The 25,545-nt window shown below is 72.4% G+C and carries 27 protein-coding genes and 1 tRNA gene; 16 read left to right on the plus strand and 12 right to left on the minus strand.

All coding sequences use genetic code 11. The features are described 5' to 3' along the window. Nucleotides 1–89: 89 nt before the first annotated feature. The 4 genes from CLV52_RS04660 to CLV52_RS04675 all read right to left on the minus strand — a co-directional run bounded on the left by CLV52_RS04660 (nucleotide 90) and on the right by CLV52_RS04675 (nucleotide 4,633). Nucleotides 90–1,040 (minus strand): NUDIX hydrolase, encoded by a 951-nt coding sequence (locus CLV52_RS04660; protein WP_133765107.1) that lies wholly within the window; start codon nucleotides 1,038–1,040, stop codon nucleotides 90–92. Next, the gene (locus tag CLV52_RS04665; protein WP_133765108.1) at nucleotides 1,037–3,211 is read right to left on the minus strand and encodes an RNA degradosome polyphosphate kinase; all 2,175 of its coding nucleotides are present in this window, start codon (nucleotides 3,209–3,211) and stop codon (nucleotides 1,037–1,039) included. Before CLV52_RS04665 ends, CLV52_RS04660 begins: the two co-directional genes overlap by 4 nt. A gap of 136 nt (nucleotides 3,212–3,347) precedes the next feature. Continuing rightward, the gene (locus CLV52_RS04670; protein ID WP_133765109.1) at nucleotides 3,348–3,839 is read right to left on the minus strand and encodes a hypothetical protein; all 492 of its coding nucleotides are present in this window, start codon (nucleotides 3,837–3,839) and stop codon (nucleotides 3,348–3,350) included. Between the two features lie 104 nt (nucleotides 3,840–3,943). Then, on the minus strand, nucleotides 3,944–4,633 hold the full coding sequence (locus tag CLV52_RS04675; RefSeq protein WP_133765110.1) for a winged helix-turn-helix domain-containing protein: 690 nt from the start codon (nucleotides 4,631–4,633) through the stop codon (nucleotides 3,944–3,946). 120 nt (nucleotides 4,634–4,753) lie between these two features. On the opposite strand from CLV52_RS04675, the gene CLV52_RS04680 reads away from it, so the two are divergent. The 4 genes from CLV52_RS04680 (at nucleotide 4,754) to CLV52_RS04695 (ending at nucleotide 7,992) form a co-directional block, all read left to right on the plus strand. Further along, nucleotides 4,754–5,008: a hypothetical protein gene (locus CLV52_RS04680; RefSeq protein WP_133765111.1), complete on the plus strand. Its 255-nt coding sequence runs from the start codon at nucleotides 4,754–4,756 to the stop codon at nucleotides 5,006–5,008. A 133-nt stretch (nucleotides 5,009–5,141) separates the two neighbouring features. Further along, complete coding sequence (locus CLV52_RS04685) at nucleotides 5,142–5,762, plus strand: heme-binding beta-barrel domain-containing protein (protein ID WP_133765840.1); 621 nt, start codon at nucleotides 5,142–5,144, stop codon at nucleotides 5,760–5,762. A 53-nt stretch (nucleotides 5,763–5,815) separates the two neighbouring features. Beyond that, nucleotides 5,816–6,901 carry a CAF17-like 4Fe-4S cluster assembly/insertion protein YgfZ gene (gene ygfZ / locus CLV52_RS04690; RefSeq protein ID WP_133765112.1) on the plus strand — a complete coding sequence of 362 codons (1,086 nt, stop codon included), beginning with the start codon at nucleotides 5,816–5,818 and terminating at the stop codon, nucleotides 6,899–6,901. 2 nt (nucleotides 6,902–6,903) lie between these two features. Further along, nucleotides 6,904–7,992, plus strand: coding sequence for an FUSC family protein (locus tag CLV52_RS04695; RefSeq protein ID WP_133765113.1), 1,089 nt, complete (start codon nucleotides 6,904–6,906; stop codon nucleotides 7,990–7,992). 67 nt (nucleotides 7,993–8,059) lie between these two features. On the opposite strand, the gene CLV52_RS04700 is transcribed toward CLV52_RS04695, so the two are convergent. Then, on the minus strand, nucleotides 8,060–8,836 hold the full coding sequence (locus tag CLV52_RS04700) for a class I SAM-dependent methyltransferase (RefSeq protein ID WP_133765114.1): 777 nt from the start codon (nucleotides 8,834–8,836) through the stop codon (nucleotides 8,060–8,062). 53 nt (nucleotides 8,837–8,889) lie between these two features. Here CLV52_RS04700 and CLV52_RS04705 point away from each other — a divergent pair, with 53 nt between their 5' ends. Further along, a complete protein-coding gene (locus tag CLV52_RS04705; protein ID WP_133765115.1) occupies nucleotides 8,890–9,642 on the plus strand; it encodes a phosphoglyceromutase in 753 nt (250 codons plus the stop codon). Nucleotides 9,643–9,716: 74 nt separating this feature from the next. Here the strand turns inward: CLV52_RS04705 and phoU are convergent, their stop codons facing one another. Continuing rightward, nucleotides 9,717–10,370, minus strand: coding sequence for a phosphate signaling complex protein PhoU (phoU, locus tag CLV52_RS04710; protein WP_133765116.1), 654 nt, complete (start codon nucleotides 10,368–10,370; stop codon nucleotides 9,717–9,719). Nucleotides 10,371–10,519: 149 nt separating this feature from the next. On the opposite strand from phoU, the gene CLV52_RS04715 reads away from it, so the two are divergent. Together CLV52_RS04715 and CLV52_RS04720 are read left to right on the plus strand one after the other, a co-directional pair. Beyond that, on the plus strand, nucleotides 10,520–11,686 hold the full coding sequence (locus CLV52_RS04715; RefSeq protein WP_133765117.1) for a sensor histidine kinase: 1,167 nt from the start codon (nucleotides 10,520–10,522) through the stop codon (nucleotides 11,684–11,686). Then, nucleotides 11,683–12,381 carry a response regulator transcription factor gene (locus tag CLV52_RS04720; RefSeq protein ID WP_133765118.1) on the plus strand — a complete coding sequence of 233 codons (699 nt, stop codon included), beginning with the start codon at nucleotides 11,683–11,685 and terminating at the stop codon, nucleotides 12,379–12,381. Before CLV52_RS04715 ends, CLV52_RS04720 begins: the two co-directional genes overlap by 4 nt. A gap of 43 nt (nucleotides 12,382–12,424) precedes the next feature. Here the strand turns inward: CLV52_RS04720 and CLV52_RS04725 are convergent, their stop codons facing one another. After that, nucleotides 12,425–13,027: a hypothetical protein gene (locus CLV52_RS04725; protein WP_133765119.1), complete on the minus strand. Its 603-nt coding sequence runs from the start codon at nucleotides 13,025–13,027 to the stop codon at nucleotides 12,425–12,427. A gap of 164 nt (nucleotides 13,028–13,191) precedes the next feature. Between CLV52_RS04725 and CLV52_RS04730 the strand changes: the two genes are divergently transcribed. Genes CLV52_RS04730 through rlmB form a run of 4 tightly spaced genes read left to right on the plus strand, consistent with a single transcriptional unit; the run spans nucleotide 13,192 to nucleotide 17,191 of the window. After that, nucleotides 13,192–13,674 carry a CarD family transcriptional regulator gene (locus CLV52_RS04730; RefSeq protein WP_133765120.1) on the plus strand — a complete coding sequence of 161 codons (483 nt, stop codon included), beginning with the start codon at nucleotides 13,192–13,194 and terminating at the stop codon, nucleotides 13,672–13,674. A gap of 8 nt (nucleotides 13,675–13,682) precedes the next feature. After that, the gene (gene ispD / locus CLV52_RS04735) at nucleotides 13,683–14,825 is read left to right on the plus strand and encodes a 2-C-methyl-D-erythritol 4-phosphate cytidylyltransferase (protein WP_342773141.1); all 1,143 of its coding nucleotides are present in this window, start codon (nucleotides 13,683–13,685) and stop codon (nucleotides 14,823–14,825) included. A gap of 10 nt (nucleotides 14,826–14,835) precedes the next feature. After that, nucleotides 14,836–16,242, plus strand: a complete 1,407-nt coding sequence (cysS, locus tag CLV52_RS04740) for a cysteine--tRNA ligase (RefSeq protein WP_133765121.1) — start codon at nucleotides 14,836–14,838, stop codon at nucleotides 16,240–16,242. Next, nucleotides 16,232–17,191 (plus strand): 23S rRNA (guanosine(2251)-2'-O)-methyltransferase RlmB, encoded by a 960-nt coding sequence (gene rlmB, locus CLV52_RS04745; protein ID WP_133765122.1) that lies wholly within the window; start codon nucleotides 16,232–16,234, stop codon nucleotides 17,189–17,191. Before cysS ends, rlmB begins: the two co-directional genes overlap by 11 nt. A 409-nt stretch (nucleotides 17,192–17,600) precedes the next feature. On the opposite strand, the gene CLV52_RS04750 is transcribed toward rlmB, so the two are convergent. Together CLV52_RS04750 and CLV52_RS04755 are read right to left on the minus strand one after the other, a co-directional pair. Then, a complete protein-coding gene (locus tag CLV52_RS04750) occupies nucleotides 17,601–18,896 on the minus strand; it encodes a DUF4032 domain-containing protein (RefSeq protein WP_133765123.1) in 1,296 nt (431 codons plus the stop codon). Continuing rightward, nucleotides 18,893–19,990, minus strand: coding sequence for an ABC transporter ATP-binding protein (locus CLV52_RS04755; protein WP_133765124.1), 1,098 nt, complete (start codon nucleotides 19,988–19,990; stop codon nucleotides 18,893–18,895). Before CLV52_RS04755 ends, CLV52_RS04750 begins: the two co-directional genes overlap by 4 nt. A 201-nt stretch (nucleotides 19,991–20,191) precedes the next feature. Between CLV52_RS04755 and CLV52_RS04760 the strand changes: the two genes are divergently transcribed. Next, a complete protein-coding gene (locus tag CLV52_RS04760) occupies nucleotides 20,192–21,145 on the plus strand; it encodes a DsbA family protein (RefSeq protein WP_162850709.1) in 954 nt (317 codons plus the stop codon). A 102-nt stretch (nucleotides 21,146–21,247) separates the two neighbouring features. On the opposite strand, the gene CLV52_RS04765 is transcribed toward CLV52_RS04760, so the two are convergent. Together CLV52_RS04765 and msrB are read right to left on the minus strand one after the other, a co-directional pair. Then, nucleotides 21,248–21,320, minus strand: a tRNA-Thr gene (locus CLV52_RS04765). A gap of 29 nt (nucleotides 21,321–21,349) precedes the next feature. Beyond that, nucleotides 21,350–21,757, minus strand: a complete 408-nt coding sequence (gene msrB / locus CLV52_RS04770; protein WP_133765126.1) for a peptide-methionine (R)-S-oxide reductase MsrB — start codon at nucleotides 21,755–21,757, stop codon at nucleotides 21,350–21,352. A gap of 138 nt (nucleotides 21,758–21,895) precedes the next feature. On the opposite strand from msrB, the gene CLV52_RS04775 reads away from it, so the two are divergent. The 4 genes from CLV52_RS04775 (at nucleotide 21,896) to groL (ending at nucleotide 25,009) form a co-directional block, all read left to right on the plus strand. Further along, on the plus strand, nucleotides 21,896–22,183 hold the full coding sequence (locus CLV52_RS04775) for a DUF3263 domain-containing protein (RefSeq protein WP_162850710.1): 288 nt from the start codon (nucleotides 21,896–21,898) through the stop codon (nucleotides 22,181–22,183). A 68-nt stretch (nucleotides 22,184–22,251) separates the two neighbouring features. Continuing rightward, a complete protein-coding gene (locus CLV52_RS04780; protein ID WP_162850711.1) occupies nucleotides 22,252–22,806 on the plus strand; it encodes a LytR C-terminal domain-containing protein in 555 nt (184 codons plus the stop codon). A 187-nt stretch (nucleotides 22,807–22,993) separates the two neighbouring features. After that, the gene (locus CLV52_RS04785; RefSeq protein ID WP_133765129.1) at nucleotides 22,994–23,197 is read left to right on the plus strand and encodes a cold-shock protein; all 204 of its coding nucleotides are present in this window, start codon (nucleotides 22,994–22,996) and stop codon (nucleotides 23,195–23,197) included. 189 nt (nucleotides 23,198–23,386) lie between these two features. Next, the gene (gene groL, locus CLV52_RS04790) at nucleotides 23,387–25,009 is read left to right on the plus strand and encodes a chaperonin GroEL (protein WP_133765130.1); all 1,623 of its coding nucleotides are present in this window, start codon (nucleotides 23,387–23,389) and stop codon (nucleotides 25,007–25,009) included. Between the two features lie 215 nt (nucleotides 25,010–25,224). Here the strand turns inward: groL and CLV52_RS04795 are convergent, their stop codons facing one another. Then, nucleotides 25,225–25,512 (minus strand): WXG100 family type VII secretion target, encoded by a 288-nt coding sequence (locus CLV52_RS04795; protein ID WP_133765131.1) that lies wholly within the window; start codon nucleotides 25,510–25,512, stop codon nucleotides 25,225–25,227. Nucleotides 25,513–25,545: the final 33 nt, after the last annotated feature.

Genomic DNA, 25,545 nt, shown 5'->3' on the forward strand with positions numbered 1-25,545 from the left:
GACGCGGACACGACCCGCTCGGATCGAGAGGATCATCAGGGGTTCCGCGGTCGACGGCGCGCGATTCCGCGCAGCCGGCCCGTGCCGCGCTACTCCGGGGCCGAGTGCGTCTCGATCGCGAGGATGCGGTGCGGCGCCTTCGCCGCGAGGTGCACCACCGCGAACTCCGCCGTGCCGAGGATCCCGGCACGCGTCATCCGGCCGCCGTTCGGGCTGCCGGTCGCCTCCGCGATCTGCTCGAGGATCTCGGGCAGCACGGGGGCGTGGCTGCAGAGCACCGCGGTGCGGCCCTTCTGCACGCGCCGCTCGACCACCTCGCGGATGCCCTTGGGCTCGTGGTGGTGCATCTCCCAGCCGTCCTGGCTGAGCTGCGGCGCCTTCTTCACCTCGATGCCGGTCGCCTTCGCGAGCGGGGCGACGGTGGCGAGGCAGCGCGCCGCGGTGCTGCTGACGATCCGGCTCGGGCCCCACGCGGCGATCGCCGGCACGATCGCCCTGGCCTGCGCCTGCCCGCGCGGTGTCAGGCGCCGGTCGGCATCGGCGCCGGAGGGCGAGTCGAAGGCCGCTTTCGCATGCCGGAGCGCGATCAGCGCGAAGCTCTCGAGCTCGCCCGACACCGCCAGTTCGGCGAACCGCTGCACGAGCTCGGCGTCGCGGGGGTAGGTGAGGCGCTTGCCGGCCTTCGCGAGCGGGACCCACTCGACGGCGTGCACCTCGTCGCTCGGCACGAACGTGCCGCGCTCGAGCTCCTCGCGGCCGACCTCCGCCGCCCAGTAGACGACGGTCTTGTCGCGGCCGTTGGGCAGGACGTACGTCGTGCTGCCGAGCGGGACACCGAGGCTGACCTGGTACCCGGTCTCCTCGAAGACCTCCCGCACCGCCGTCTGCGGCAGGGACTCGGTCGGCTCGGTCTTGCCCTTCGGCAGGCTGACGTCGCCCCGGTGGGGACGCGAGATCAGCAGGATCTCGAAGCTCTTCGCACGCCGCCGCCAGCAGACCGCGCCCGCGGCGAGCACGGGGGCGGTCAGGACGTCGGTCATCGGGCCTGGCGCTTCCTCGGGTTCGTGCTGAGCGCCTGCATGGTCGCGGTCTGCAGGTCGACGTGCGGCTCGCCGGCGTCGTTGACGGCATGCCGCTCCCACACCCCGATGTCGTCGAGGTGCCAGGAGGCGGTGTCGTCGCTCATCGCGAGGTCGAAGAGGCGGTCGAGCTCCTCCAGGTGCTCCTTGCGCTTCAGCCGCACGAGCGCCTCGACGCGGCGGTCGAGGTTGCGGTGCATCATGTCGGCGCTGCCGATGAAGGTGACCGGATCGCCGTCGTTGAGGAACGAGAAGATCCGGGAGTGCTCGAGGTAGCGGCCGAGGATCGATCGCACGGTGATGTTCTCGCTGACGCCCGGGATGCCGGGCTTCAGGCTGCAGATGCCGCGCACCCACACCTCGACCTGCACGCCCGCCTGGCTGGCCCGGTAGAGCGCGTCGATGATCGCCTCGTCGACCATCGAGTTGACCTTGATGCGGACGCGCGCGGGCTTGCCCGCCTCGGCGTGCATGCGCTCCGCGTTGATCCGCTTGAGCAGGCCCTTGCGGAGCAGGAGCGGGGCGACGAGGAGGCGCCGGAACTTCTTCTCGATCGCGTAGCCCGAGAGCTCGTTGAAGAGGCGGATGAGGTCCTTCGCGACCTGCTCGTCCGCGGTGAAGAGGCCGAGGTCCTCGTAGATGCGGCTCGTCTTCGGGTTGTAGTTGCCCGTCCCGATGTGCGCGTAGTTGCGGAGGTTCCCGTCGGCCTCGCGCCGCACGACGAGCGCGAGCTTGCAGTGCGTCTTCAGGCCGACGAGGCCGTAGACGACGTGCACGCCGGCGCGCTCGAGCTTCCGGGCCCACTCGATGTTGTTCTGCTCGTCGAAGCGCGCCTTGATCTCCACGAGCGCGAGGACCTGCTTGCCCGCCTCCGCGGCGTCGATCAGGGCCTCCACGATGGGGCTGTCGCCGCTCGTCCGGTAGAGGGTCTGCTTGATGGCGAGCACGTTCGGATCGGCGGCCGCCTGCTCCAGGAAGGCCTGCACGCTCGTCGCGAACGACTCGTACGGGTGGTGCACGAGCACGTCCTGCTCGCCGATCGCGGCGAAGAGGTCCGGCTTCTCGTTCGGTTCGCCCGGCACGAAGGCGGGCGCGGTGGCCGGCACGGCCGTCGGGTAGTGCAGCTGCGGGCGGTCGAGGCGGTTCAGCTCGAAGAGGCCCGCGAGGTCGAGCGGGCCGGGGAGCCGGTAGACCTCGTCGCGCGACACGTCGAGCTCGGACGTGAGCAGCTCGAGCGTCGTCGGGTCCATGTCCTCGGTGATCTCGAGGCGGATCGGCGGGCCGAAGCGCCGCCGCAGCAGCTCCTTCTCGAGCGCCTGCAGCAGGTTCTCGCTCTCGTCCTCGTCCACCTCGAGGTCCTCGTTCCGCGTGAGGCGGAACACGTGGTGCTCGAGCACCTCCATGCCGGGGAACAGCTCGTCGAGGTGGTGGGCGATGAGGTCCTCGAGCAGGACGAAGGTCGCCACGGGGGAGGCCGCGGAGGTCGTCGCGACGAGCCGGGGAAGGCTGCCGGCCGGCACCTTCAGCCGGGCGAAGTCCACGCGCCCCGACTTCGGGTTCCGCACCCGGACCGCGAGGTTCAGCGAGAGCCCGCTGATGTAGGGGAACGGGTGGGCCGGGTCGACCGCGAGCGGCATGAGCACCGGGAAGATCTGGTTCGCGAACACCTCGGCGAGGCGGTTCCGCTCGCTCTCCGGCAGGTCGTCCACGCCGACGATGCGGATCCCCGCCTCCTCCAGCTGCGGCCGGACCTGCTCGTGGAAGACCTCGGCGTGCTGCACCTGGAGCACGTGCGCGGCGGCGTTGATGTCGGCGAGGACCGCCTTCGGAGCCCGGCCGATGTTCGTCGGCACGGCCAGCCCGGTGAGGATCCGGCGCTTCAGGCCGGCGACGCGGACCATGAAGAACTCGTCGAGGTTCGAGGCGAAGATCGCGAGGAAGTTGGTGCGCTCGAGGATCGGGAGGGTCTCGTCCTCCGCCAGGTCCAGCACCCGGCGGTTGAACGCGAGCCACGAGAGCTCGCGATCGATGTAGCGGTCGCGCGGCAGGGGAGCCGGCCGGGGTCGCGCCGGTGCGGGAGCGGGGGCGTCGTCCTCGACGACCGCCGTCGCGGTGGAGGTGTCCTCGTCCATGGCCGAATCCTGCCATCCCCTCGGTTGCCGATCGGTGAACAGCCGTGCCCTGCGGGAGGCGACCGCGCGGAACGGACGAGGCGGTCGGCGACCCGCGGGGAGCCGTCGACCGCCTCGTCGGGAAGGGGGGAGCGGGTCAGACGGTCGTCGCCGTCTGCTGCGCGACCTTCTGCTGCTGGAACCAGGCGTTCGAGGTCGGGACGAAGCTGAGGATCAGCGCGACGACCACCACGACGAAGTGGACGGCGCCGACGCCGTACGAGCCGAGCACGCCGAAGATCTGGAGCGCGGCGAACACCGCGAGCACGATGCGCGCCCAGTTGCGGCCGGCACGCATCTTGCGGGCGAACACGATCGTGAGGATCGAGAAGGCGAGCGTGATCACCGCGCTGAGGACGGCCCCGCCCACAGCGAGCCCGGTGGTCGCGCCCGCGACGTCGACGCCGTTCGTGCTCTGGCCCTGCAGCGCGCGGTTCGCCGCGTCCGTGCCGGCGGAGATGGCCGCGGGCAGGGCGATGAACGTCACCACGGCGCCGATCAGGCCGAGGACGGCGCCGACGATGTAGAGGCGGTAGGACCAGACGACGCTGCTGGGCGCATCGGCGCTGGCGGTCGGTTCGTAGGACATGGGGCGGACCTTTCGTGCGAGCGTCCGCGGGTCACGGACGGCCAGACCATAGCGGGCGCCCACGGTCCGGTCAGACCATTCCCAGCGGACTCTCGGAGAAGCGGTCAGCGCCGGACGGTCGCGAGGCGCTCGCCCTCGTCCTCGTACACGTTGAAGCGGTAGCCGACGTTCCGGACGGTGCCGATCAGGCTCTCGAGGTCGCCGAGCTTGGCGCGGAGGCGCCGCACGTGCACGTCGACCGTGCGCGTGCCGCCGAAGTAGTCGTAGCCCCAGACTTCGCTGAGCAGCTGCTCCCGAGTGAACACCCGCGAGGGGTGCGTCGCGAAGAAGCGCAGCAGCTCGAACTCCTTGAACGTGAGGTCGAGCGGCCGCCCGTGCACGCGGGCCGAGTAGCTGGCCTCGTCGATCACGACACCGGAGGCCTGGATCTTCGACGCGCTGTCGGCCTGCGCCATGCGGCCGATCACGAGCCGGATGCGGGCGTCGACCTCCGCCGGGCCGGCGGACTCGAGGACGACGTCGGCGACGCCCCAGTCCGCGCTGACCGCCGTGAGGCCGCCCTCCGTCAGGATGAGGATCATCGGCACGGTGATGCCCGTGGTCGTGAGGATCTTGCACAGCGACTTGGCGCTCGCCAGGTCGAAGCGCGCGTCGATCAGGATCACGTCCGACGGGGGAGCGCTGATCAGCTGAGCGGGTTCCGCGGGGATCGACCGGACCTTGTGGCTCAGCAGACTGAGGGCGGGCAGCACGTCGCCGTCGACCTGAGGGGTCAGGATCAACAGCTGTGCCATGGAGGTCCTTCCGGGGAACCGCGGCTCCCATCGTACCGGAAGGCCCGATCACGGCCTTGTACGGGGTCCTCCTGTGCGCCGGCTGCACGCCGCCCGCCGCGGGATGGGAGGATCTGGGCCGTGCCTGCCGCCCGCGTCGCCGTCGTCGCCGTGTGGGTGCTGACGCTCGTCGGCGTCGTGCTGATCGACGTGTTCGTGCCGGACGTCCACGCCCTGTCGTGGCTGGCGCTCGCCCTGCCGCTCGCGATCGTCGCCGGCATCGTCGGGCAGCTCGCCGTGGCGGAGCAGCGGGGCTTCGTCACCCGCCTCGCCGCGACCGCGAGCGGGTCCTTCGTCATCGTCCTCGTCGGGGCCCTGGTGGCGCTCACGGTCTGATGGGCGACGCTCGGTAGCATTGCGACGTGCAGCTGGCGATCGAACTGTTCTACCTCGGGCTCCTCGGCCTGGCGTCGCTCGCGATCGCGGGCGTCTCGGTGGTCGTGCTCGCGAACCTGTTCAAGGGGCAGCGCTGATCGACATCCCGTCCGGCCTGCCGGCCGAGCTCGTCCCGCTCTCCTGGCTCATCGGCGTCTGGGAGGGCACCGGCCTCGTCGAGTACGAGGTCGGAGACGAGACGCGCCGCCACGAGTTCGGCCAGCGCGTCAGCTTCAGCCACGACGGTCTGCCGTTCCTCAACTACTCCTCCTTCACCTGGCTCTTCGGCGAGAACCCCGGGACGCCCGATGAGGGGCCGACCGTCCCGCTCGTCACCGAGACGGGCTACTGGCGGCTGAGCCGTCCGCCGACCGAGGGCGACCCGGGGCCGGGCATGCTGCCCGGCGTCGGACCGCGGCCGTTCACGACCGCGACGAGCGTCGAGGCCCTGCGCAACGCCTCGGACGGCTTCGACGTCGAGGTCTCGCTCGTGCACCCGACCGGTGTGACCGAGCTGTACCTCGGCCGGGCCAAGGGGCCGCGCATCGACCTCGCCACGGATGCGGTCCTGCGCACCGAGAGCGCCAAGGAGTACTCCGCCGCGACCCGGCTCTACGGACTCGTGGAGGGCGACCTGCTCTGGGCGTGGGACATCGCCGCGCTCGGCCAGGAGCTGCGCACGCACGCCTCCGGCCGACTCCGCCGCCGCGACTGATGGGGCGCCCGCGCCGGGCCGCCGGCAGGCCGGCGACGGCTTAGCCTCGAGGGGTGGACAGCCTTCTGCTCGCCGTGCCCGGAGCGGTCGTCGCGACCGGCGCGGATGCCGGCGTCGCCGCGCACTACGGCCGGCCCGCGCAGGAGCAGCGCGAGCTCGCCGCGGGGCGCGCGATCGTCGACCTGTCGTCGCGCGGCGTGCTGCGCCTCGCCGGCCCGGACCGGCTGACCTGGCTCGACTCCCTGACGAGCCAGCGGCTCGTCGACCTCCGTCCCGGCGACTCCGCGGAGACGCTGCTGCTCGACCCCTCCGGTCGCATCGAGCACGCCATCGAGCTCGTCGACGACGGCGCCGCCGCCTGGCTGATCGTCGAGGCGGCGAGCGTCCTGCCGCTCGTGACCTTCCTGAACCGCATGCGGTTCTGGAAGGAGGTCGAGATCGAGGACCGGACGGCGGACGTCGCCGTCCTCGGGGCGCTCTTCGACCTCGACGAGCCGGGCCCCGACGGGCCGCCGCTCGTGTGGCACGACCCGTGGGCGACGGGCGCGATCGGCGGCGTCACCCGGGCCGCGAGCCCGCACCACCCCGGCGCCGACCTGCCCCTCCGGCTCGCCCTCGTGCCGCGGGCGGCGCTCGCGGGTCTCGCCGGCCGACCGCTGGCGGGCGTCGACGCGCTCGAGGCCCTCCGCATCGCGGCCTGGCGTCCGCGCGCCGCCCGCGAGATCGATGCGCGCTCCATCCCGCACGAGCTCGACTGGCTGCGCAGCGCCGTCCACCTCGACAAGGGCTGCTACCGCGGGCAGGAGACCGTCGCGAAGGTGCACAACCTCGGCCGGCCGCCGCGGCGTCTGGTGCAGCTCGACCTCGACGGCTCCGACGCCGTGCTGCCGGCGCCGGGTGCGCCGGTGCTCGCGGGCGACGCGGAGGTCGGCGCGGTCACGAGCAGCGCGCGGCACCACGAGGACGGGCCGATCGCGCTCGCCGTGGTGAAGCGCTCGGTCGCGGAGGACGCGGTGCTGACCGTGCGGACGCCCGACGGCGACGTGGCGGCCGCTCAGCGGGTCGTCGTGCCGGCCGGGGCGGGTCCCGCCGTGGAGGTGCCCCGCCTGCCGCGGCTGGGTGCCGTCCAGCGGCACTGACCGTGCCGCGAGCACGGGACCGGCCGCTCGTCGCCGGCCCTCGAGCCGCCGGACGCCGCGCGTTCGAGGCGATCCCGGCCGCCGCACAGCTCGCCGTGGCCGCGACCGCGTCGTACGCCTTCGCGCACTTCGTGCTCGGGCACCAGGTGCCCCTGCTCGCGATCACCGTCTGCCTCAGCAGCCTCGGCTTCGTTCGCGACGCCCGGCCGAAGCGCGTCCTCGAGACGGCGATCGGCCTGTCCGTCGGTGTCGCGCTCGCGGAGGTCCTGCTCGTCCTCGCCGGGCGCGGCGTCTGGCAGATCCTCGTCGCGGTCTTCGCGACGCTCCTGCTCGCGCGCCTCCTGAACGCGGCACCGCCGGTCGCGGTCGCCGCCACCGCGCAGTCCGCGATCGTGCTGCTCATCCAGCTGCCCGCGGGAGGCAGCTGGGCGCGCAGCATCGACGGGTTCGTCGGCGGGGCGGTCGCGCTGCTCGCCACCGCGCTGGTGCCGCGGGACCCGCGCCGCGCAGCCCGCCGGGACGCCGATCGGGTCTTCGCGGGCCTCCGGCGCGGCTTCGACGACACCGCGCGCGCCCTCCGCACGGCGGATCGCCGCACCGCGTCCGTGGCGCTCGCGGAGCTGCGCGACCTGCAGCCGCTCCTGACGGACTGGACGACGACCGTCGACTCGGCGGTCGCGATCGCCCGGGTGTCGCCGTTCCTCCGGCCCCGACTCGAGGAGCTGCTCGCCCAGCGCCGGCTGGTCGCCGGCGTCGACCTCGCCATCCGGTCCATGCGCACGATCGCGCGGCGCGCGGAGGCGCTCGTCACCGATGGTGCACCGCGCCCGGAGCTCGCGGAGCTCGTGCAGGCGGTCGGCTCCGCGACCGCCCTCCTCGGGAGAAGTCTCCGCGAACCGGCCGCGCTCGAGCCCGCCAGGCAGGACCTGCTGCTCATCGCGCGGCGACTCGATCCGCGGCTCGTCACCCCCGACGCGTCCCTGACCGCTTCGATGGTCACCGTGCTCGTCCGCCCGGTCGTCGTCGACCTGGCGATCGCGGCGGGCGTCCCGGCCGACGAGGTCCGCGCGGAGCTGCCCCGCCTCACCTGATCGCTTCCGCACGCTCCGTTCCGTAGGACGCCGACTCCTGCAGAACGAAGGGTTCGGCGCGCTGAGGTCAGGGGGTCGGGGCGACGACGGACCAGGGGACGGTGAGCTCGCCGAGGCGCCATCGGGCGCGGCCGCCGAGGACGGGCACGCCCCGGTCGCGGAGCGTCTCCACCGCCGCGACCCAGCGCTGCACCGGGCCGTAGACGGAGAGCGCCGCCGCCCGCGTCCACGTCTCGTCGAGCGACGTGAGCAGGTCGTGGACGCGCTCGCCCGGCACGTTGCGGTGGATCAGCGCCTTCGGCAGGCGCTCGGCGACGACCGCGGGGGAGTCCAGTCCGGCGAGGCGCAGCGAGATCGTGAATCGGAGCGGGCCGCGCTCGTCCACGTCCACCCATGAGCAAAACCGACCGAGCTCGTCGCAGGTCCCGTCGACGAGCAGGCCGCCCGGCGCCAGCCGCGACGCCGTCCGCGCCCACGCGTCCGGCACCTCGGCCTCGTCGTACTGCCGCAGCACGTTCATCGCGCGGATGAGGAACGGCTGCTCGTCGCCCGGCGTCGGCACCTCGAAGCCGCCGAGCGCGAACGCGACGCCGTCGACGGCGTGCGGCACGGCCGCCGCGACCCGCTCGGGCTCGATCTCGAGCCCGAGCACCCGGACGGCGGGGTTCACGGAGCGGAGGCGCGCCGCGAGCTCGAGGGTCGTCCACGCCCGCGCGCCGTACCCGAGGTCGACGACGAGCGGCGAGGGCGCCGAGCGCAGCTGCGGGAGGGCGGCCAGGTAGCGGTCGTTCCGGCGCAGCCGGTTCGTGCCCGTCGTGCCGCGGGTGACGCGACCGACGGGCATGCCTCGACGGTAGCGCCGAGCCGCCTGCGGGGCGCCCGTCCTACACTCGCTGCGTGCCCACCGAACGCTCGCTCGTCCTCCTCCGCCACGGCTTCAGCGACTGGAACGCGAAGAACCTCTTCACCGGCTGGGTCGACGTCCGGCTCACCGAGCGGGGGATCGAGGAGGGCCGGAACGCGGGCCGCCTCATCAGGGAGGCCGGGCTGCTGCCCGACGTCGTCTTCACCTCGCTGCTGACGCGCGCGATCCAGACCGCGGACGAGGCGCTGCTCGTCGCCGACCGCGCCTGGTTGCCCGTGATCCGCGACTGGCGGCTCAACGAGCGCCACTACGGCGCCCTGCAGGGCAAGGACAAGGCGCAGACGCTCGCCGAGTACGGCCCCGAGCAGTTCAAGACCTGGCGCCGCAGCTACGACGTCCCGCCGCCCCCGATCGAGCCGGGCAGCGAGTTCGCCCAGGACGCGGACCCGCGCTACGCCGGCATCGACGTGCCGCGCACGGAGTGCCTGAAGGACGTCGTCGAGCGGATGGTCCCGTATTTCGAGAGCGACATCGCGCCTCGCCTGCGCGCGGGCGAGCGGGTCATCGTCGTCGCGCACGGCAACTCCCTGCGTGCGCTGGTCAAGCACCTCGACGGCATCTCGGACGACGACATCGCCGAGCTGAACATCCCGACCGGCATCCCGCTGCACTACCGCCTGGACGAGGACCTGAAGCCGATCGTCGCCGGGGGCGAGTACCTCGACCCCGAGGCCGCCGCAGCGGGTGCCGCTGCGGTCGCCGCGCAGGGCGCCGCGAAGGCCTGACCTCCGCGCCGACGAGCCGCGCGAACGAGCAGAGGGCCTCCGGATCCGTCCGGAGGCCCTCTGCTCGTGACGCGTCAGTGCGCGGCGACGACCCAGTCGCCGGTCTGCAGGTACTGGACCTTCTTCGCGATGGAGACCGCGTGGTCCGCGAAGCGCTCGTGGTACCGGCTGGCGAGCGTCGAGTCGACGATGTCGCTCGCGCCGCCCTTCCACGTCTCGCCGAGCACCTTGTCGAAGACGCTGAGGTGCAGGTCGTCGACGAGGTCGTCGTCGTCGCGGATCTCCTCCGCCAGCTCGGCGGACTCGCTCTCGAGCAGCCGCTTCAGCTTGCCGGCGATCAAGACGTCGAGACGGCCGAGCTCCTTGAACGTCGGTCGCAGGTCCTTCGGGACGACCTTCTCCGGGAACCGCGTGCGGGCCAGCTGCGCGATGTGCTCCGCGAGGTCGCCCATCCGCTCGAGGGAGGCGCTGATGCGGAGCGCGGAGACGACGATGCGCAGGTCGCGGGCGACCGGCTGCTGCCGCGCCAGGATGTCGATCGCGAGCTCGTCGAGGCTCGCCGCGAGCTCGTCGATCCGGTGGTCGTCGGCGATCACCGCCTCCGCCAGCGAGACGTCGGAGGAGTTGAACGCGGTCGTCGCCTGCGTGATCGCCAGCTCGACGAGACCGGCGATCTCGACGAGCCGGTCCTGGACGTCGGCCAGCTCCTGCTGGAACACCTCGCGCACGGTTTCCCCTCTCGGTCGTACCCGGGACGGCCAGAATCCGCCGCCCAGGTGAACATCCGGTGCCGCTCAGGCGAACGTCCGGGCAATTCCCGGGCGCTCGCTCGGCGCGCATGAAAGCCGACCCTGAACAGTCCCTTATCGTAACCCGCATGAGCGCGGCGTCCATCGTGGTGCTCGGGATCGTCTTCGGTCTCGCGGTCGGCGTGGTGTTCACGCTCCTGATCAGGGCGGCCGTGGACCGCGGGGCGGCGGTGCTCGACCTGCAGGCGGACGCGCTGCCGGACGGCGCGATCGCCGTGCTCTCCGCGCTGACGCAGCCGGCGCTCGTCGTGGACGGCTCGAACGCCGTCGTGCAGGCCACCCCCGAGGCGCTCGCGATGGGGCTCACCGACGGCCGCGCGCTCGCGCACCCGGAGGTGCGGCGGGTCATCGACGCCGCGCGGACCACCGGCGACGCGGCGCGCGCGGACCTCCTGCTCCCGCGCACCGCGGCCGGTCCGCGGACGCTCGTGGTGACCGCGCACGCCGCGCCGATCGACGTGTCGCGCGTGCTGCTCATCGTCGACGACCGCTCGGAGTCCGTCCGGCTGGACGCGATGCGCCGCGACTTCGTGGCCAACACCAGCCACGAGCTGAAGACGCCGATCGGCGCGGTCTCGCTGCTCGCGGAGGCGGTCGACAGCGCGGCGGACGACCCGGATCAGGTCCGGCGCTTCGCGGCCCGGCTCTCGACGGAGGCCGCCCGGCTCGGGGCGCTGGTGCAGCAGATCATCGAGTTCTCCCGCGTCCAGGGCGCGGACCCGCTCGACGCCGCCGAGGCGGTGTCCCTCGACGACGTCCTCCGCACCGCCGTCGACCGCACGCGGGTCGCCGCGGAGGCCCGCGGCGTGACGGTCGTGGTCGGCAAGCGCGCCCACCTGTGGACGCTCGGCGACCAGGCGATGCTGGTCACCGCCGTGCAGAACCTCGTCGCCAACGCCATCGCCTTCTCGCCGCAGAAGGGCCACGTCGGCGTCGGGCTGCGCAAGCGGGACGGCGTCGTCGAGATCGCCGTGTCCGACCAGGGCATCGGGATCGCGGAGGAGGACCTCGGGCGCGTGTTCGAGCGCTTCTACCGCACCGACCAGGCCCGCTCCCGGCAGACGGGCGGCACGGGGCTCGGCCTCAGCATCGTCAAGCACATCGCGGAGAACCACGGCGGGGAGGCTCGGGCCTGGTCCCGCCTCGGCCGCGGCTCCACGTTCACCATCCGCCTGCCGGAGATCCCGGCACCCACCACGGCGCGCACCCCGCGCCGGGAGAAGGAGCGCGCATGACCGTCATCCTGCTCGTCGAGGACGAACCGGCCATCGCCGAGCCCCTCGGCTACCTGCTGCAGCGCGAGGGCTACGAGGTCGCCGCGGTCGCCGACGGCGGCGAGGCGCTCGCCCGCTTCGGACGCGGCGACGTCGACCTCGTCCTGCTCGACCTGATGCTGCCGGTGCTGCCCGGCACGGAGGTCGCCAAGCGCATCCGCGCGACCTCCGACGTGCCGATCATCATGCTGACCGCGAAGGACGCGGAGATCGACATCGTCCTGGGCCTCGAGCTCGGCGCGGACGACTACATCACGAAGCCCTACTCGAGCCGCGAGCTGCTCGCCCGGGTGCGCGCCGTCCTCCGTCGACGCGTCGAGCAGACCGACGCCGTCGGCCCCGACGTGCTCGAGTCCGGTCCGATCCGGCTCGACGCGGACCGGCACGCGGTGTTCGTGCACGGCCGGGAGACGGCCATGCCGCTGAAGGAGTTCGAGCTGCTCGAGCTGCTCCTCCGCAACGCCGGACGCGTGCTGACGCGGGGGCAGCTCATCGACCGGATCTGGGGCTCCGACTACTTCGGGGACACCAAGACGCTCGACGTCCACGTCAAGCGCATCCGGGCGAAGATCGAGGAGGAGCCGGCCGAGCCGCGGCTGCTGCTCACCGTCCGGGGGCTCGGCTACCGGTTCGAGGACCTCCCCGCCGAGGCGTAGGAGGTCCGGGGCGCCGGCCGGTGGTCGGCGCCCGCGCCGGACGTCAGCCCGCGAGCGTGTCGGTCGGCGTCGGGGTCGGCGCGAGGGAGTCCGTCGCGTCCGGGGACGGCGTCCGCTTCGTGCGCGTCGGGGTCGGCGTGGGCGTCGGGGTCGGCACGAGCGTGGCGTACTCGGAGAACGAGCCCGTCAGCACCGGCAGCCGCAGGCTGCTGCTCTGGCCGCCGGAGGTCGAGAAGGTCACCGGGAACAGTGCGCCCGGGGTGGCGTCGACGCCGTCGAGCACGATCGCGCTCGAGTCGCCGGGCACCGAGGTGTCGAGCTTGGACGGGTCCGTGGTCATCGAGAGGATGCCGCCGGCCGGGACCTGGACGCTCCGCGTCTCAGGGCCGGCGGTGCTCGTCCACTGCAGGGTCACCGACGTCTGGGAGTCGCCGTTGTTAGCGAGGACGCCGATCAGGCTGGCGGTGTCCTCCGTGCCGTCGACGAGGAACACGTTCCGGATCGCGACGTCGCCGGCGGTGCCGTTCACGCCGTCCGACGGCGTGTAGGACCGGGCGGTCTGCTGCGGCGTCACGAACTGGCAGCCCGCCAGCACGGTCGCCGTCAGCACGGTCACCGCGATGGATGCCGCGACTCGCATCTTCACTGCAACACCTCTCGTCCGGTCGGTCCGATCCGGCGTGCGGCGCGGTCCGATCGCGGTGCAGCCTAGCGGACGGCCCCCCTCGCGAAGCCGCTGCCGCCGCCGCCGCCCGGGCCGCGCGGAACCGCCCCGTGCTAGGATGGAGGCCGCTTTTCGGAGGGACACACATGCAGTTCGAGGTCGGCGAGACCGTCGTCTATCCCCATCACGGAGCAGCAAAGATCGTCGAGGTCAAGAAGCGCACCGTCCGAGGCGAGGAGAAGGTCTACCTCAAGCTGAACGTGGCGCAGGGCGACTTGACCATCGAGGTGCCGGCCGAGAACGTCGACCTCGTCGGCGTCCGCGACGTCATCGGCAAGGAGGGGCTGGACCGCGTGTTCGAGGTGCTCCGCACCCCGTTCGTGGAGGAGCCCACCAACTGGTCCCGCCGCTACAAGGCGAACCTCGAGAAGCTCGCCTCCGGTGATGTCATCAAGGTGTCGGAGGTCGTCCGCGACCTGTGGCGCCGCGACCAGGACCGCGGGCTGTCCGCCGGCGAGAAGCGCATGCTCGCCAAGGCGCGTCAGATCCTCATCTCCGAGCTCGCGCTCGCGGAGAAGACGGACGAGGACCAGGCGTCGAGCGTGCTCGACGAGGTGCTCGCCTCCTGACCGTCGCCATCGTCGTCGCCGCCGGCGACGGCGTCCGGCTCGGCGCGGGCATGCCCAAGGCGCTCGTGCCGATCGCCGGCCGCGCGATGCTCGACTGGGCGCTCGACGGCGTCCTCGCAGCCGACGTCGACCGCGTCGTCGTCACGGCGCCCGCGGCGGACCCGTCGGGGGTCGAGGCCGTCGTCCGCGCCCGTCGCGACGCCGCGCGCGTGACGGTGGTCCGGGGCGGGGCGACCCGCCAGGAGTCGGTCGCGATCGCCCTCGAGGGCGTCGCGCCGGGCGAGGTCGTGCTCGTGCACGACGCCGCCCGGCCGCTCACCCCGTCGTCGCTGTTCGACCGCGTCCGTGCGGCCGTCGTCGTCACGGGCGCCGGCGTCGTGCCGGCGCTCGCGGCGGCGGACACGATCAAGGAGGTCGACGGGACGGCGGTGGTGACGACCCTCGACCGATCCCGGCTCGCCGCCGTGCAGACCCCGCAGGGGTTCCCCGCCGGGGCGCTCCAGCGCGCGTACGCCGCCGCGGGCACCGGGCACACCGACGACGCCTCGGTGTTCGCCGCGGCCGGCGGAGCCGTGTCGACCGTGCCGGGGGAGCCCGACGCGTTCAAGGTGACGACGCCGTGGGACCTCCGCCGCGCGGAGCAGCTGCTCGCGCCCGTCGTCGCCGTGCGGACGGGCATCGGGATCGATGTGCACGCGGTGGACGCCGGCCGACCGCTCCACCTGGCGGGCGTCGAGTGGCCCGGCGAAGCGGGGCTGGCCGGGCACAGCGACGCCGACGTGGTCTGCCACGCGATCACGGACGCCCTCCTGTCGGCGGCGGGGCTGGGGGACCTCGGCTCCCGCTTCGGCGTCGACCGCGCCGAGGAGGCGGGGCGCGCGGGGATCGACTTCGTCACCCGCGCCGTGGACCTGCTCGCGGACGCCGGCTTCGCCCCGGTGTCCGTCGCGGTGCAGGTGGTGGGCAACCGGCCCCGCATCGGCTCCCGGCGCCACGAGATCGTCGCCCTGCTCTCGGCCGCGGTCGGCGCGCCGGTCTCCGTCGCCGGCACCACGTCCGACGGGCTCGGCCTCACCGGGCGGGGGGAGGGCGTCGCCGCCGTCGCCACCGCGCTCGTCACATCCCGGACCGGGGGCCGGCGCCTCCCGTAGCATCGAGCGCGTGACCGTCCGGCTCTACGACACCCGGTCGCAGGCGCTCCGCGAGTTCGACCCGGTGGTCCCGGGCCGGGTCGGCATCTACGTCTGCGGACCGACGGTGCAGTCGTCCCCGCACATCGGCCATCTCCGCAGCGCGCTGTCCTACGACGTGCTGCGGCGCTGGCTCGCGCACCGGGGGCTCGCCGTCACCCTGATCCGCAACGTCACCGACATCGACGACAAGATCCTCGACGCGGCGCCGCGGTCGGGCAGCGAGTGGTGGGCGCACGCGTACCGGGTCGAGCTCGAGTTCGCGGCCGCCTACCGTGCGATCGGCGTCCAGGAGCCGACCTACGAGCCGCGGGCGACCGGCCACATCGGCGGGATGCTCGACCTGATCGCCCGCCTCGTCGACGCGGGCCACGCCTACCCGGCGACGGACGACTCCGGCGACGTCTACTTCGACACCGCCTCCTGGCCCGACTACGGCTCCCTCACCCGGCAGTCCGGCGACGCCCTCGTGTCGGGCGACGGGGAGGGCCGCGCGCGCCGCAGCCCCCGCGACTTCGCGCTCTGGAAGGGGCACAAGTCCGGCGAACCCGAGTCCGCCGCCTGGCCGAGCCCCTGGGGTCGCGGGCGCCCGGGCTGGCACATCGAGTGCTCGGCGATGGCGGAGCGCTACCTCGGCACCGAGTTCGACATCCACGGCGGCGGCCTCGACCTCCGGTTCCCGCATCACGAGAACGAGCTGGCGCAGTCGACCGCGGCGGGTTCGCCGTTCGCGCGCCTCTGGGTGCACAACGGCCTCGTGACCGTCGGCGGGCAGAAGATGTCGAAGTCGCTCGGCAACTCCGTGTTCGCCGCCGACCTGCTCGGAGCCGCTCGGCCCGTCGTCGTGCGGTACGCGCTCGCGGCCGCCCACTACCGGTCGGACCTCGACCACCACGCCGGCGCACTCGTGGAGGCGGAGGAGGCGGTGTCCCGCATCGAGCGGTTCCTCGTCCGTGCCGAGGACGAGGGCGCGACGCCCGCGGTCGTCCCGATCCCGCACGCGTTCGCGGCCGCGATGGACGACGACCTCGGCGTCCCGCAGGCGCTCGCGGTGCTCCACGAGACGATCCGGCGCGGCAACCAGGCGCTCGATGCGGGCGAGCTCGACCTCGCCGGCGAGGCCGCCGCAGCGGTCCGGCTCATGGCCGGCGTGCTGGGCGTCGACCCCCTCGACCCCGCGTGGAGCGCCGGAGTGCGGGAGGATGGCAGTGCGGAAGCGCTGAACGCGCTCGTCGAACGGCTCATCGCCGAACGGCAGACCGCACGGGAGTCCCGCGACTGGGCGGCGGCGGACCGGGTGCGGGACGAGCTGGCAGCGGCCGGGATCGTCCTCACGGACACGGGTGGCGGAACGAGGTGGAGCATCGATGGCCGGTGATGCCAGGCGGCGCACGCCGAATCTGAAGGGCACGAAGGTCGGTTCCGGAGGCCGGGGGCGTCAGGCGCTCGAGGGCAAGGGACCGACTCCGAAGGCCGAGGACCGGACGTACCACAAGGCCCACAAGGCGAAGCAGCTCGCCGAGCGGTCCGCCGCGAAGCGCGGCACGTCCCAGCCCCGGTCGTCCGGATCGCGGACGAAGAAGGCCTCCACCGAGGACCTGGTCACCGGCCGCAACGCGGTGCTCGAGGCGCTGCGCGCGAGGATCCCGGCGACGACGCTCTACATCGCCGCGCGGATGGAGGTCGACGACCGCACCCGCGAGATCGTGTCGATCGCGAACAAGCGGGACGTCCCGGTGCTCGAGGTCATGCGCCCGGAGCTCGACCGGCTGACCGGCGGCGACCTGCTGCACCAGGGCGTCGCGCTGGCGGTGAAGCCCTACGAGTACGCGCACCCGATGGACCTCCTGCAGCGCGGGACGACGCCGCTGATCGTCGCGCTCGACGGCGTGACCGATCCGCGCAACCTCGGCGCGATCATCCGCTCCGTCGCGGCCTTCGGCGGCAGCGGCGTGGTGCTGCCGCAGCGGCGCTCCGTCGGCGTGACGCCGGCCGCGTGGCGGTCCTCCGCCGGCGCGATCGCCCGGGTGCCCGTCGCGCAGGCGTCGAACCTCGCCCAGGCGATCACGGCGTACAAGAAGGCGGGCGTCTTCGTCATCGGGCTCGACGGCGGCGGCGACGTGCAGCTGCCGGCGCTCGAGCTGGCCGACCGGCCGCTGCTCGTCGTGGCGGGCAGCGAGGGACAGGGCCTGTCGCGGCTCGTCGGCGAGCTGTGCGACCAGATCGTCTCCATCCCGATCGGCCGCGCGACGGAGTCGCTCAACGCCTCCGTCGCGACCTCCATCGCCCTCTACGCGATCGCGACGACCCGCGCCGCCACCGAGTAGAGCCGGCTCACGTTCCACGGATCAGGACGGATGCGGCGACACGCCGAGGCGCTCGCGCCGCAGGGCGGCGTGTCGGACGATCCGTCCTGATCCGTGCAACGTGCAGTCCGGTCCGAAGCGATCCGCAACTCCGGCGCGCCCGTCTGCGTGCCCCCAGTCCGGCGGATCCCCGTCCGCGTCGCACCCGAGCCGGTCGCACCCCCTCCGGTCGCACTCCCACTGGGATCGTGCGGCGCCCGCCGACTCGGACGATGCTGACTCCTGCGACCGGCCGAGGGCGGCGGGCGCAGAGGGGGACACCGTGCGCAAGGCGATCTTCGAGCTGATGCTGGCCTGGCAGCTCACGTTCGGCGGGTCGGGGTCCCTGCTCCGCCGCGTCTGACGCGCTCCGGGGTTCCTGCCGACGTGCTCAGACGGAGGTGCGCCAGTCCTCCGGGCCCTGCGAGATGCGGATCGGCACCGTCACGGAGCCGGTCGTCGGCTCGAGGAGGGCGGCCTCGTCCCGGCGGTGGCGCAGGATGTCCTCGACGTACGAGTTCAGCGCCTCCGCGAGCGGAACGTCCCGGTTCTCGCGCTGCGACATGAACCAGCGGTGCTCGAGCAGCTGGTGGAACACCTCCGCCGGCTCGAGCTTCCCGCGCAGCTCGCGCGGGATCGAGCGGATGACGGGCTCGAAGACGCCGGCGACCCACTCGTGGGCCGCCATCTCCTCGTCCATCGACGTGCGGCCGTACGCGTGGCTCCACTGGTCGAGGTCGTTCAGGAGGCGCCGCGCCTGGTTCTCCTCCGCGTCCAGGCCGGTGAGGCGCAGGAGGCGGCGCGTGTGGTGCCCTGCGTCGACGACCTTCGGCTGGATCACGACCTCGCTGCCGCCCGCGCCGGTGCGGATCGAGAGCTCCTCGATGTCGAACCCGAGGGAGTTCAGCCGGTCGACGCGCTCATTGATGCGCCAGCGCTCCGACGAGGCGAAGGACTCCCGGCCCATCAGCTCGTTCCACAGCATCCGGTACTGGGAGACGATGCGCTCCGAGGTGTCGAGCGGGTCGAGGTCCTCGTCGGCCTGGCCGCCGGCGGCGAGGTCCATCAGCTCGCCGGCGATGTTGACGCGCGCGACCTCGAGGTCGTTCTCACGCTGCCCCTTCGAGAGGCCGCCCGGGTAGAGCTTGCCCGTCTCCGCGTCGACGAGGTACGCCGCGAACGCTCCCGCGTCGCGCCGGAACAGGGTGTTCGACAGCGAGACGTCGCCCCAGAAGAAGCCGATCACGTGCAGCCGCACGAGCAGCAGCGCGAGAGCGTCGGCGAGTCGCGTGGCCGTGTCGGGCCGCAGCGTCTGCGAGAACAGGGCCCGGTAGGGCAGGGAGAACCGCAGGTGCCGGGTGACCAGCACCGTCGGCAGCTCCTCGCCGTCCTCGTCGAGCCGGCCGCTGATCACGGCGACCGGCTCGACGCACGGCACGTCCAGGCGCTGGAGCGTCCGGAGCATGTCGTACTCGCGCTGCGCGAGGTCGGTGGAGGTCTCCTTCACCGCGACGACGTACCCCGAGAGGTTCGCGAAGCGGACGATGTGCCGGGAGATCCCCTTCGGCAGGGCCGCGATGTACTCGGCGGACCACTGCTCGAGGGGGACGCTCCACGGCAGGTCGAGCAGCGCCGGATCGACCGTCGCCGCGGTGATGGAGAGCGAGTCCCCGAAGGCGTCGCTCAAGCGGAGACAGCGGCCGAGATGCGCGATCCGGACTCGACGTCGAACACGTGGGTGTGGTTCTGCTGCGGGTGCAGGAACACCGTCTCGCCGACCTCCGGGTGCGACCGGCCGTCGACGCGCGCCACGATGTCGGTGCGGCGGCCGTTCACGTCCGCGTGGCCGTACAGGTAGCCGTCCGCGCCGAGCTCCTCGACGAGGTCCACGACGACGGGGAGGCCGTCGCCCTTCGTGTTCGAGACCTCGAGGTCCTCCGGCCGCACGCCGATCGTGACCTGCTTCGCGCTCGAGGCCGCCTGGGTCTCGCGCGTCAGCGGGATGAGGTACTCGCCGAACTTCACGCCGCCGTCGACGAGGTCCGCCGTGAACAGGTTCATGGCGGGGGAGCCGATGAAGCCGGCGACGAAGACGTTGTTCGGGCGCTCGTACAGCTCGCGGGGGGAGCCGACCTGCTGGAGGATGCCGTCCTTCAGCACGCAGATGCGGTCGCCCATGGTGAGCGCCTCGGTCTGGTCGTGCGTGACGTACACGGTGGTGACACCGAGGCGGCGCTGCAGGGACGCGATCTGCGTGCGGGTCTGCACGCGGAGCTTCGCGTCGAGGTTCGACAGCGGCTCGTCCATGAGGAACACCTGCGGCTGGCGGACGATCGCGCGGCCCATCGCGACGCGCTGACGCTGACCGCCCGAGAGGGCCTTCGGCTTGCGGGCGAGGTACGGCTCGAGGTCGAGCAGCTTCGCGGCCTCGAGGACGCGGCTCGCGCGCTCGTCCTTGCCGACGCCGGCGATCTTGAGCGCGAAGCCCATGTTCTCGGCGACGGTCATGTGCGGGTAGAGCGCGTAGTTCTGGAAGACCATCGCGATGTCGCGGTCCTTCGGCGGGATGTCGGTGACGTCCTTCTCGCCGATGTAGATGTGGCCGTCGTTGACCTCCTCGAGCCCCGCGAGCATGCGGAGGGAGGTCGACTTGCCGCAGCCGGAGGGGCCGACGAGGACCAGGAACTCGCCGTCGGCGATCTCGAGATTGAGCGCGTCCACCGCGGCCCGGGTGCCACCCGGGTAGAGACGCGTCGCGTGGTCGTAGGTGACGGTTGCCATGGTTGATGCTCCTTCACCGGCAGGTACGTGCCGGACGATCCGTAGTGAGGATGACCAGTGGTCATGCCCGGCATCGTCGCCGGACGGGGTCAGTATGCCACGCGCCCGCAAGCGGCCGACCGGGGCGCCTATGAGGCCGGCATTGCCGCAGCGGTTACCATGCCGCCCCGTGCCACCGGTCGGTCGGCGCAGGAGGGATCCATGACGAACGCGCAGAGATCGTCGAAGAACGAGCGCCGCGACGCCGCCAGGGAGAAGGCCCGCGAGCAGCGGCTTCGTCAGCAGCGTCGGGAGAAGCGGAACCGGGTGCTGCTGCAGGCGTCGATCGGCGTCGTGATCGTCGCCATCGTGGCCGTGGTCGCGGTGATCATCGTGAACTCGGTCCGCCCGCCCGGGCCGGGACCGCGCAACATGGCGAACGGCGGCATCACCATCGCCGGCAAGGACCTCACCGCGGTGACGACCGGCGCGGCCTCGCCCGGCGCGACGACGACGCCCGAGCCGACGCTGTCGAGCGGCAAGGTGCTGATCCAGGCGTACGAGGACTTCGGCTGCCCCGTGTGCCAGGCGTTCGAGCAGCAGTTCGGGGGGCAGATCAAGCAGCTCGTCTCGAGCGGCGCGGCGGAGATCCAGTACCACCCGGTCGCGTTCCTCGACCACAGCTTCACGGACCAGAACTACTCGACGCGGGCCGCGAACGCGGCCGCCGCGATCGCGAACTACTCGCCGAACGCGTTCTACAAGTTCCACTCGATCATGTACGAGACCAGCGTGCAGCCGAAGGAGGGCACCGCGGGGCTCACCGACGACCGGCTGATCGCCATCGCCAAGCAGGCAGGCGCGACGAACATGACGCAGATCGAGCAGGCGATCCGCGACCAGACCTTCAAGAACTGGGTCGGCGCGCGGACCGACGAGTTCCTCAGCGATTCCGGTTCCCTGAAGGGCGTCGACTTCAGCAAGCGCCTCGGGTCGGACGGGAAGCCCTCCGGGCCGGGCACGCCGACGCTGATCGTCAACGGCCAGTACTGGGACTCGGCGGCGACGCCGGACTTCGGCGCCTTCGTCACGAGCGTGGGCGGCGCCCTGTCGACCGCGACGCCGACCCCGACCCCGAGCGCGAGCGCGAGCCCGACCCCGACCGCCTCGAACTGACGCGATCGCATGAAGAAGGCCCCCTCCGGAATCGGAGGGGGCCTTCTTCGTGGCCATGTGCTCACGGCCTGCCGACCCGTGCGCGAAGCGCCGTGAGTGCCGAGCCGAGAGTCGGAATCGAACCGACGACATCCGCATTACAAGGGCGGCGCTCTACCGACTGAGCTATCCCGGCGTGCGGTCCAGTCTACGAACAGTGCCGGCTCAGGCGTCGGCGCCGTCGTCGAAGGCGAGGGACAGCGAGTTCATGCAGAACCGGTCGCCGGTCGGGGTCTGGGGCGCGTCGTCGAACAGGTGGCCGAGGTGGCTGCCGCAGCGGGCGCAGAGCACCTCCGTGCGCGTCATGCCCCACGCCCGGTCCTGCTCCAGGACGACGGCGTCGGGCGCCACCGGCTCGAAGAAGGAGGGCCAGCCGGAGCCCGACTCGAACTTCGCGGTCGAGCGGAACAGTGCCGCGTCACACGCGCGGCAGCGGAACAGGCCGTCGCGGTGCTCGTCGAGCAGCGCACCGGACCAGGCTCGCTCGGTCGCCGCCTCGCGCAGCACCTTGAACTCGTCCGGGTCGAGCACCGCGCGCCACTCCGCGTCGGTCCTCGTCACCTCGTACGTCATGGGGGTCCTCCTCCTCGCGGCGACCGCTCCGGGACACGGCGTCCCGCTTCCACCGCACAGGGTGTCAGCGCTCATACCATCCCTCCTGTTCCCCCCTCGAACGCGGGGGAGCGATGCGGGAAGGACATGGAGCACCACGTGGACGGATCCGTGAACGACCCCGGCGCCGCCGGGGCGGAGCTCACCGCGAGGGAGCTCGACATCCTCGCCTTCGAGCGCGCCTGGTGGCGCCGCGGAGGCAGGAAGGAGGAGGCCATCCGCGAGGAGTTCGGCGTCTCCGCCGCCCGCTACTACCAGATGCTCGGCGCGCTCATCGAGACGCCTGCTGCACTGCGAGAGGATCCGATGCTCGTGAAGCGCCTCCAGCGCCTCCGCGATGCCCGAACGGTACGGCGCGCCGATCTGCTGCGCCGGCACTCGAGCTGAGCGCCACGGGCGCCGTGCCGGTGATCGCCGGCGCGGCCGGAGGAACACGGGACGGAGCACGGAGAGCAGTGGCCAGAGGAGCGACCACGCGTCCGCGCGACCGGTTCGACGACGTCTCGCCGGACCTCGCGCGGGTCGGCGCCCACCGGGCCCCGGCCCGAAGTGGTCGCGGCTTCGTCACGTTCGCCTGGGCGGCGCTCGCGACGGGCGTGCTCGTCGGCGCGGGTGTGCTCGGCCTGTCCGTGATCGAGAAGAACGTGTCCGCGACGGGCGACACCACGACCAGCAGCGCGGCTGCGGCGTCCTCCGCGCCCGCCGCGACCGTCGACCCGTCGGCGACCGTCGTCGTCCTGAACGCGACGAAGACGACCGGTCTCGCCGCGAGCGCCGCCGCGACGGCGAAGGGCGACGGCTGGAAGGTCGCGTCGACCGCGAACGCGGACTCGACCGACGTGAAGCTCTCGACCGTCTACTACAGCGAGAAGTCGCAGCTCGGCGCCGCGCTCGGGCTCGCGAAGTCGCTCGGCATCGGCCGGGCGCCGGTCCGGACGGACCGCTTCGACGTGGCCGGCCAGTCCCGCCTCACCGTCGTGCTCGGCAAGGACTTCGTCAAGGCCTCCTGAGGTCCCGGGCCGGCCGGCACGCCCCGCGCCGGCCCGAGTGTTTCCGCCGTGTTACCGGTGTGTTGAGATGCGTCGCCGATCGCGTGGCGAGGGGGTCCGCGGGCCCCGTCGAGCGGGGCGCCGTCGCTAGATTTCCGTCACACCGCGGGGGAGAAGGCCCTCGCGAGGAGGCAGGGAGCAGCACCGGATGGCGAGTGGTGTCGTGAAGTGGTTCAACGCCGAGAAGGGCTACGGCTTCATCACCGTGGACGAGGGCGGGCAGGACGTGTTCGTCCACTACTCCGCCATCGAGATGAACGGCTACCGCTCCCTCGCCGAGGGGCAACGGGTCGAGTTCGAGGTGGGCGCCGGATCGAAGGGCCCGCAGGCCGAGGCCGTCCGCCCGGCCTGACGCGACGCGCCCGGGCCATCGTGCCGGCCCTGTCCGCTGACGGCGCACCGCGCCGACCCCGCTTGCACTCCCATGGTGTGACTGCCAAAATGCTTTAGCACTCGTTCTCATCGAGTGCCAGGCGTGGCGGCGAGAGCGTCCGCGCGCGTCGTTCCGACCGTCACCGTCCAGGGAGGACGAGAAACACCTATGGCGAAGATCATCGCTTTCGACGAGGAGGCCCGCCGCGGCCTCGAGCGCGGCCTCAACACGCTCGCCGACGCCGTGCGCGTCACGCTCGGCCCGCGCGGCCGCAACGTCGTGCTGGAGAAGAAGTGGGGCGCCCCCACCATCACGAACGACGGCGTCTCGATCGCCAAGGAGATCGAGCTCGACGACCCGTACGAGAAGATCGGCGCCGAGCTGGTCAAGGAGGTCGCCAAGAAGACGGACGACGTCGCCGGTGACGGCACGACCACCTCGGTCGTGCTCGCCCAGGCGCTCGTCCGCGAGGGCCTCCGCAACGTCGCCGCCGGCGCCGACCCCATCAGCCTGAAGCGCGGCATCGACAAGGCCGTCGCGGCCGTCGTCACCGAGCTGCTCGCCGCCGCGAAGGAGGTCGAGACCAAGGAGGAGATCGCCGCAACCGCGTCCATCTCCGCCGGCGACGAGACCATCGGCGAGATCATCGCCGAGGCGATCGACAAGGTCGGCAAGGAGGGCGTCGTCACCGTCGAGGAGTCGAACACCTTCGGCACCGAGCTCGAGCTGACCGAGGGCATGCGCTTCGACAAGGGCTTCCTGTCGCAGTACTTCGTCACGGACCCGGACCGCCAGGAGGCGGTGTTCGAGGACCCGTACATCCTCATCGTCAACAGCAAGGTCTCGAACATCAAGGACCTGCTGCCCATCGTCGACAAGGTGATCCAGAGCGGCAAGCAGCTGCTGATCATCGCCGAGGACGTGGACGGCGAGGCGCTCGCGACCCTGATCGTCAACAAGATCCGCGGCATCTTCAAGTCCGTCGCAGTCAAGGCGCCGGGCTTCGGCGACCGCCGCAAGGCGCAGCTGCAGGACATCGCGATCCTTACGGGCGGCCAGGTCATCTCCGAGGAGGTCGGCCTCAAGCTCGAGAACGTCACGCTCGACCTGCTGGGCAACGCCCGCAAGGTGGTCATCACCAAGGACGAGACGACGATCGTCGAGGGTGCCGGCGACGCCGAGCAGATCGCCGGTCGCGTGCAGCAGATCCGCAACGAGATCGAGAACACCGACTCGGACTACGACCGTGAGAAGCTCCAGGAGCGCCTCGCCAAGCTCGCCGGCGGCGTCGCCGTCATCAAGGCGGGCGCGGCCACCGAGGTCGAGCTCAAGGAGCGCAAGCACCGCATCGAGGACGCCGTCCGCAACGCGAAGGCCGCCGTCGAGGAGGGCATCGTCGCCGGTGGTGGCGTCGCGCTCATCCAGGCCGGCAAGTCCGCGTTCGAGAAGCTCGAGCTCCAGGGCGACGAGGTGACCGGCGGCAACATCGTCCGCGTGGCCGTCGACGCGCCGCTCAAGCAGATCGCCCTCAACGCCGGTCTCGAGCCGGGCGTCGTCGCGGAGAAGGTGCGCAACCTGCCCGTCGGCCACGGCCTCAACGCCGCGACCGGTGAGTACGTCGACATGCTCGCTGCGGGCATCAACGACCCGGTGAAGGTCACCCGTTCGGCGCTGCTGAACGCGGCGTCCATCGCGGGCCTGTTCCTCACCACCGAGGCCGTCGTCGCCGACAAGCCGGAGAAGTCGGCCGCCCCGGTGGGCGCCGACGCCGGCGCCGGCATGGACTTCTGATCCAGCCGTAGCGACAGCAGCAAGGGCCGCATCCCGAAAGGGATGCGGCCCTTGCTCATTGCCTTCGACGCGCGAGCGCGTCGAAGGCTGTGCCGTACCGGCGCGCTGAACGCGCGCTCGGATGACGGCGCCGGTCGAGCGCGGTGGTCACGGTGGTCGAGCCGGGCGCTCCGCGCCCGTGTCGAAACCATCCGGAGCGAGCGCTTCGGTCCGGCTCAGGCGAAGAGGCGGGCGTTCGCCAGCTCCGTCTCGACGTACTGCTGACCGGCGAACCGCAGCGCGCGGTCGATCGAGGCAAGCACCTGCTCGACGCTCGTCTGCGTGGTCCGCCACTGCTGGACGACGCCCTGGAAGGCGATTGCGGCGGCGCCGGTCCAGACGCCCTGGAGCGCGTCGAGCTGGCCGTGGAGCGAGGTCACCTCGCTCTGCAGGCGGGCGACGGTCGCGGTGATCGCGGCGGCGGCGGAGTCGACGGCGTCGCTGTCGACGGTGTATCGGGTCATGCGTTGCCTCCAATGGGATGGGGTGGAGGCGCC

This window comes from Amnibacterium kyonggiense (assembly GCF_004364555.1).
GTDB lineage: Bacteria > Actinomycetota > Actinomycetes > Actinomycetales > Microbacteriaceae > Amnibacterium > Amnibacterium kyonggiense.

Coding starts and splice junctions, on each gene's coding strand:
- CLV52_RS04660 (WP_133765107.1), bottom strand. CDS start 1,040: ATGACCGACGTCCTGACCGCCCCCGTGCTCGCCGCGGGCGCGGTCTGC.
- CLV52_RS04665 (WP_133765108.1), bottom strand. CDS start 3,211: ATGGACGAGGACACCTCCACCGCGACGGCGGTCGTCGAGGACGACGCC.
- CLV52_RS04670 (WP_133765109.1), bottom strand. CDS start 3,839: ATGTCCTACGAACCGACCGCCAGCGCCGATGCGCCCAGCAGCGTCGTC.
- CLV52_RS04675 (WP_133765110.1), bottom strand. CDS start 4,633: ATGGCACAGCTGTTGATCCTGACCCCTCAGGTCGACGGCGACGTGCTG.
- CLV52_RS04700 (WP_133765114.1), bottom strand. CDS start 8,836: ATGCCCGTCGGTCGCGTCACCCGCGGCACGACGGGCACGAACCGGCTG.
- CLV52_RS04715 (WP_133765117.1), top strand. CDS start 10,520: ATGAGCGCGGCGTCCATCGTGGTGCTCGGGATCGTCTTCGGTCTCGCG.
- CLV52_RS04720 (WP_133765118.1), top strand. CDS start 11,683: ATGACCGTCATCCTGCTCGTCGAGGACGAACCGGCCATCGCCGAGCCC.
- CLV52_RS04730 (WP_133765120.1), top strand. CDS start 13,192: ATGCAGTTCGAGGTCGGCGAGACCGTCGTCTATCCCCATCACGGAGCA.
- rlmB (WP_133765122.1), top strand. CDS start 16,232: ATGGCCGGTGATGCCAGGCGGCGCACGCCGAATCTGAAGGGCACGAAG.
- CLV52_RS04755 (WP_133765124.1), bottom strand. CDS start 19,990: ATGGCAACCGTCACCTACGACCACGCGACGCGTCTCTACCCGGGTGGC.
- CLV52_RS04760 (WP_162850709.1), top strand. CDS start 20,192: ATGACGAACGCGCAGAGATCGTCGAAGAACGAGCGCCGCGACGCCGCC.
- msrB (WP_133765126.1), bottom strand. CDS start 21,757: ATGACGTACGAGGTGACGAGGACCGACGCGGAGTGGCGCGCGGTGCTC.
- CLV52_RS04785 (WP_133765129.1), top strand. CDS start 22,994: ATGGCGAGTGGTGTCGTGAAGTGGTTCAACGCCGAGAAGGGCTACGGC.
- groL (WP_133765130.1), top strand. CDS start 23,387: ATGGCGAAGATCATCGCTTTCGACGAGGAGGCCCGCCGCGGCCTCGAG.
- CLV52_RS04795 (WP_133765131.1), bottom strand. CDS start 25,512: ATGACCCGATACACCGTCGACAGCGACGCCGTCGACTCCGCCGCCGCC.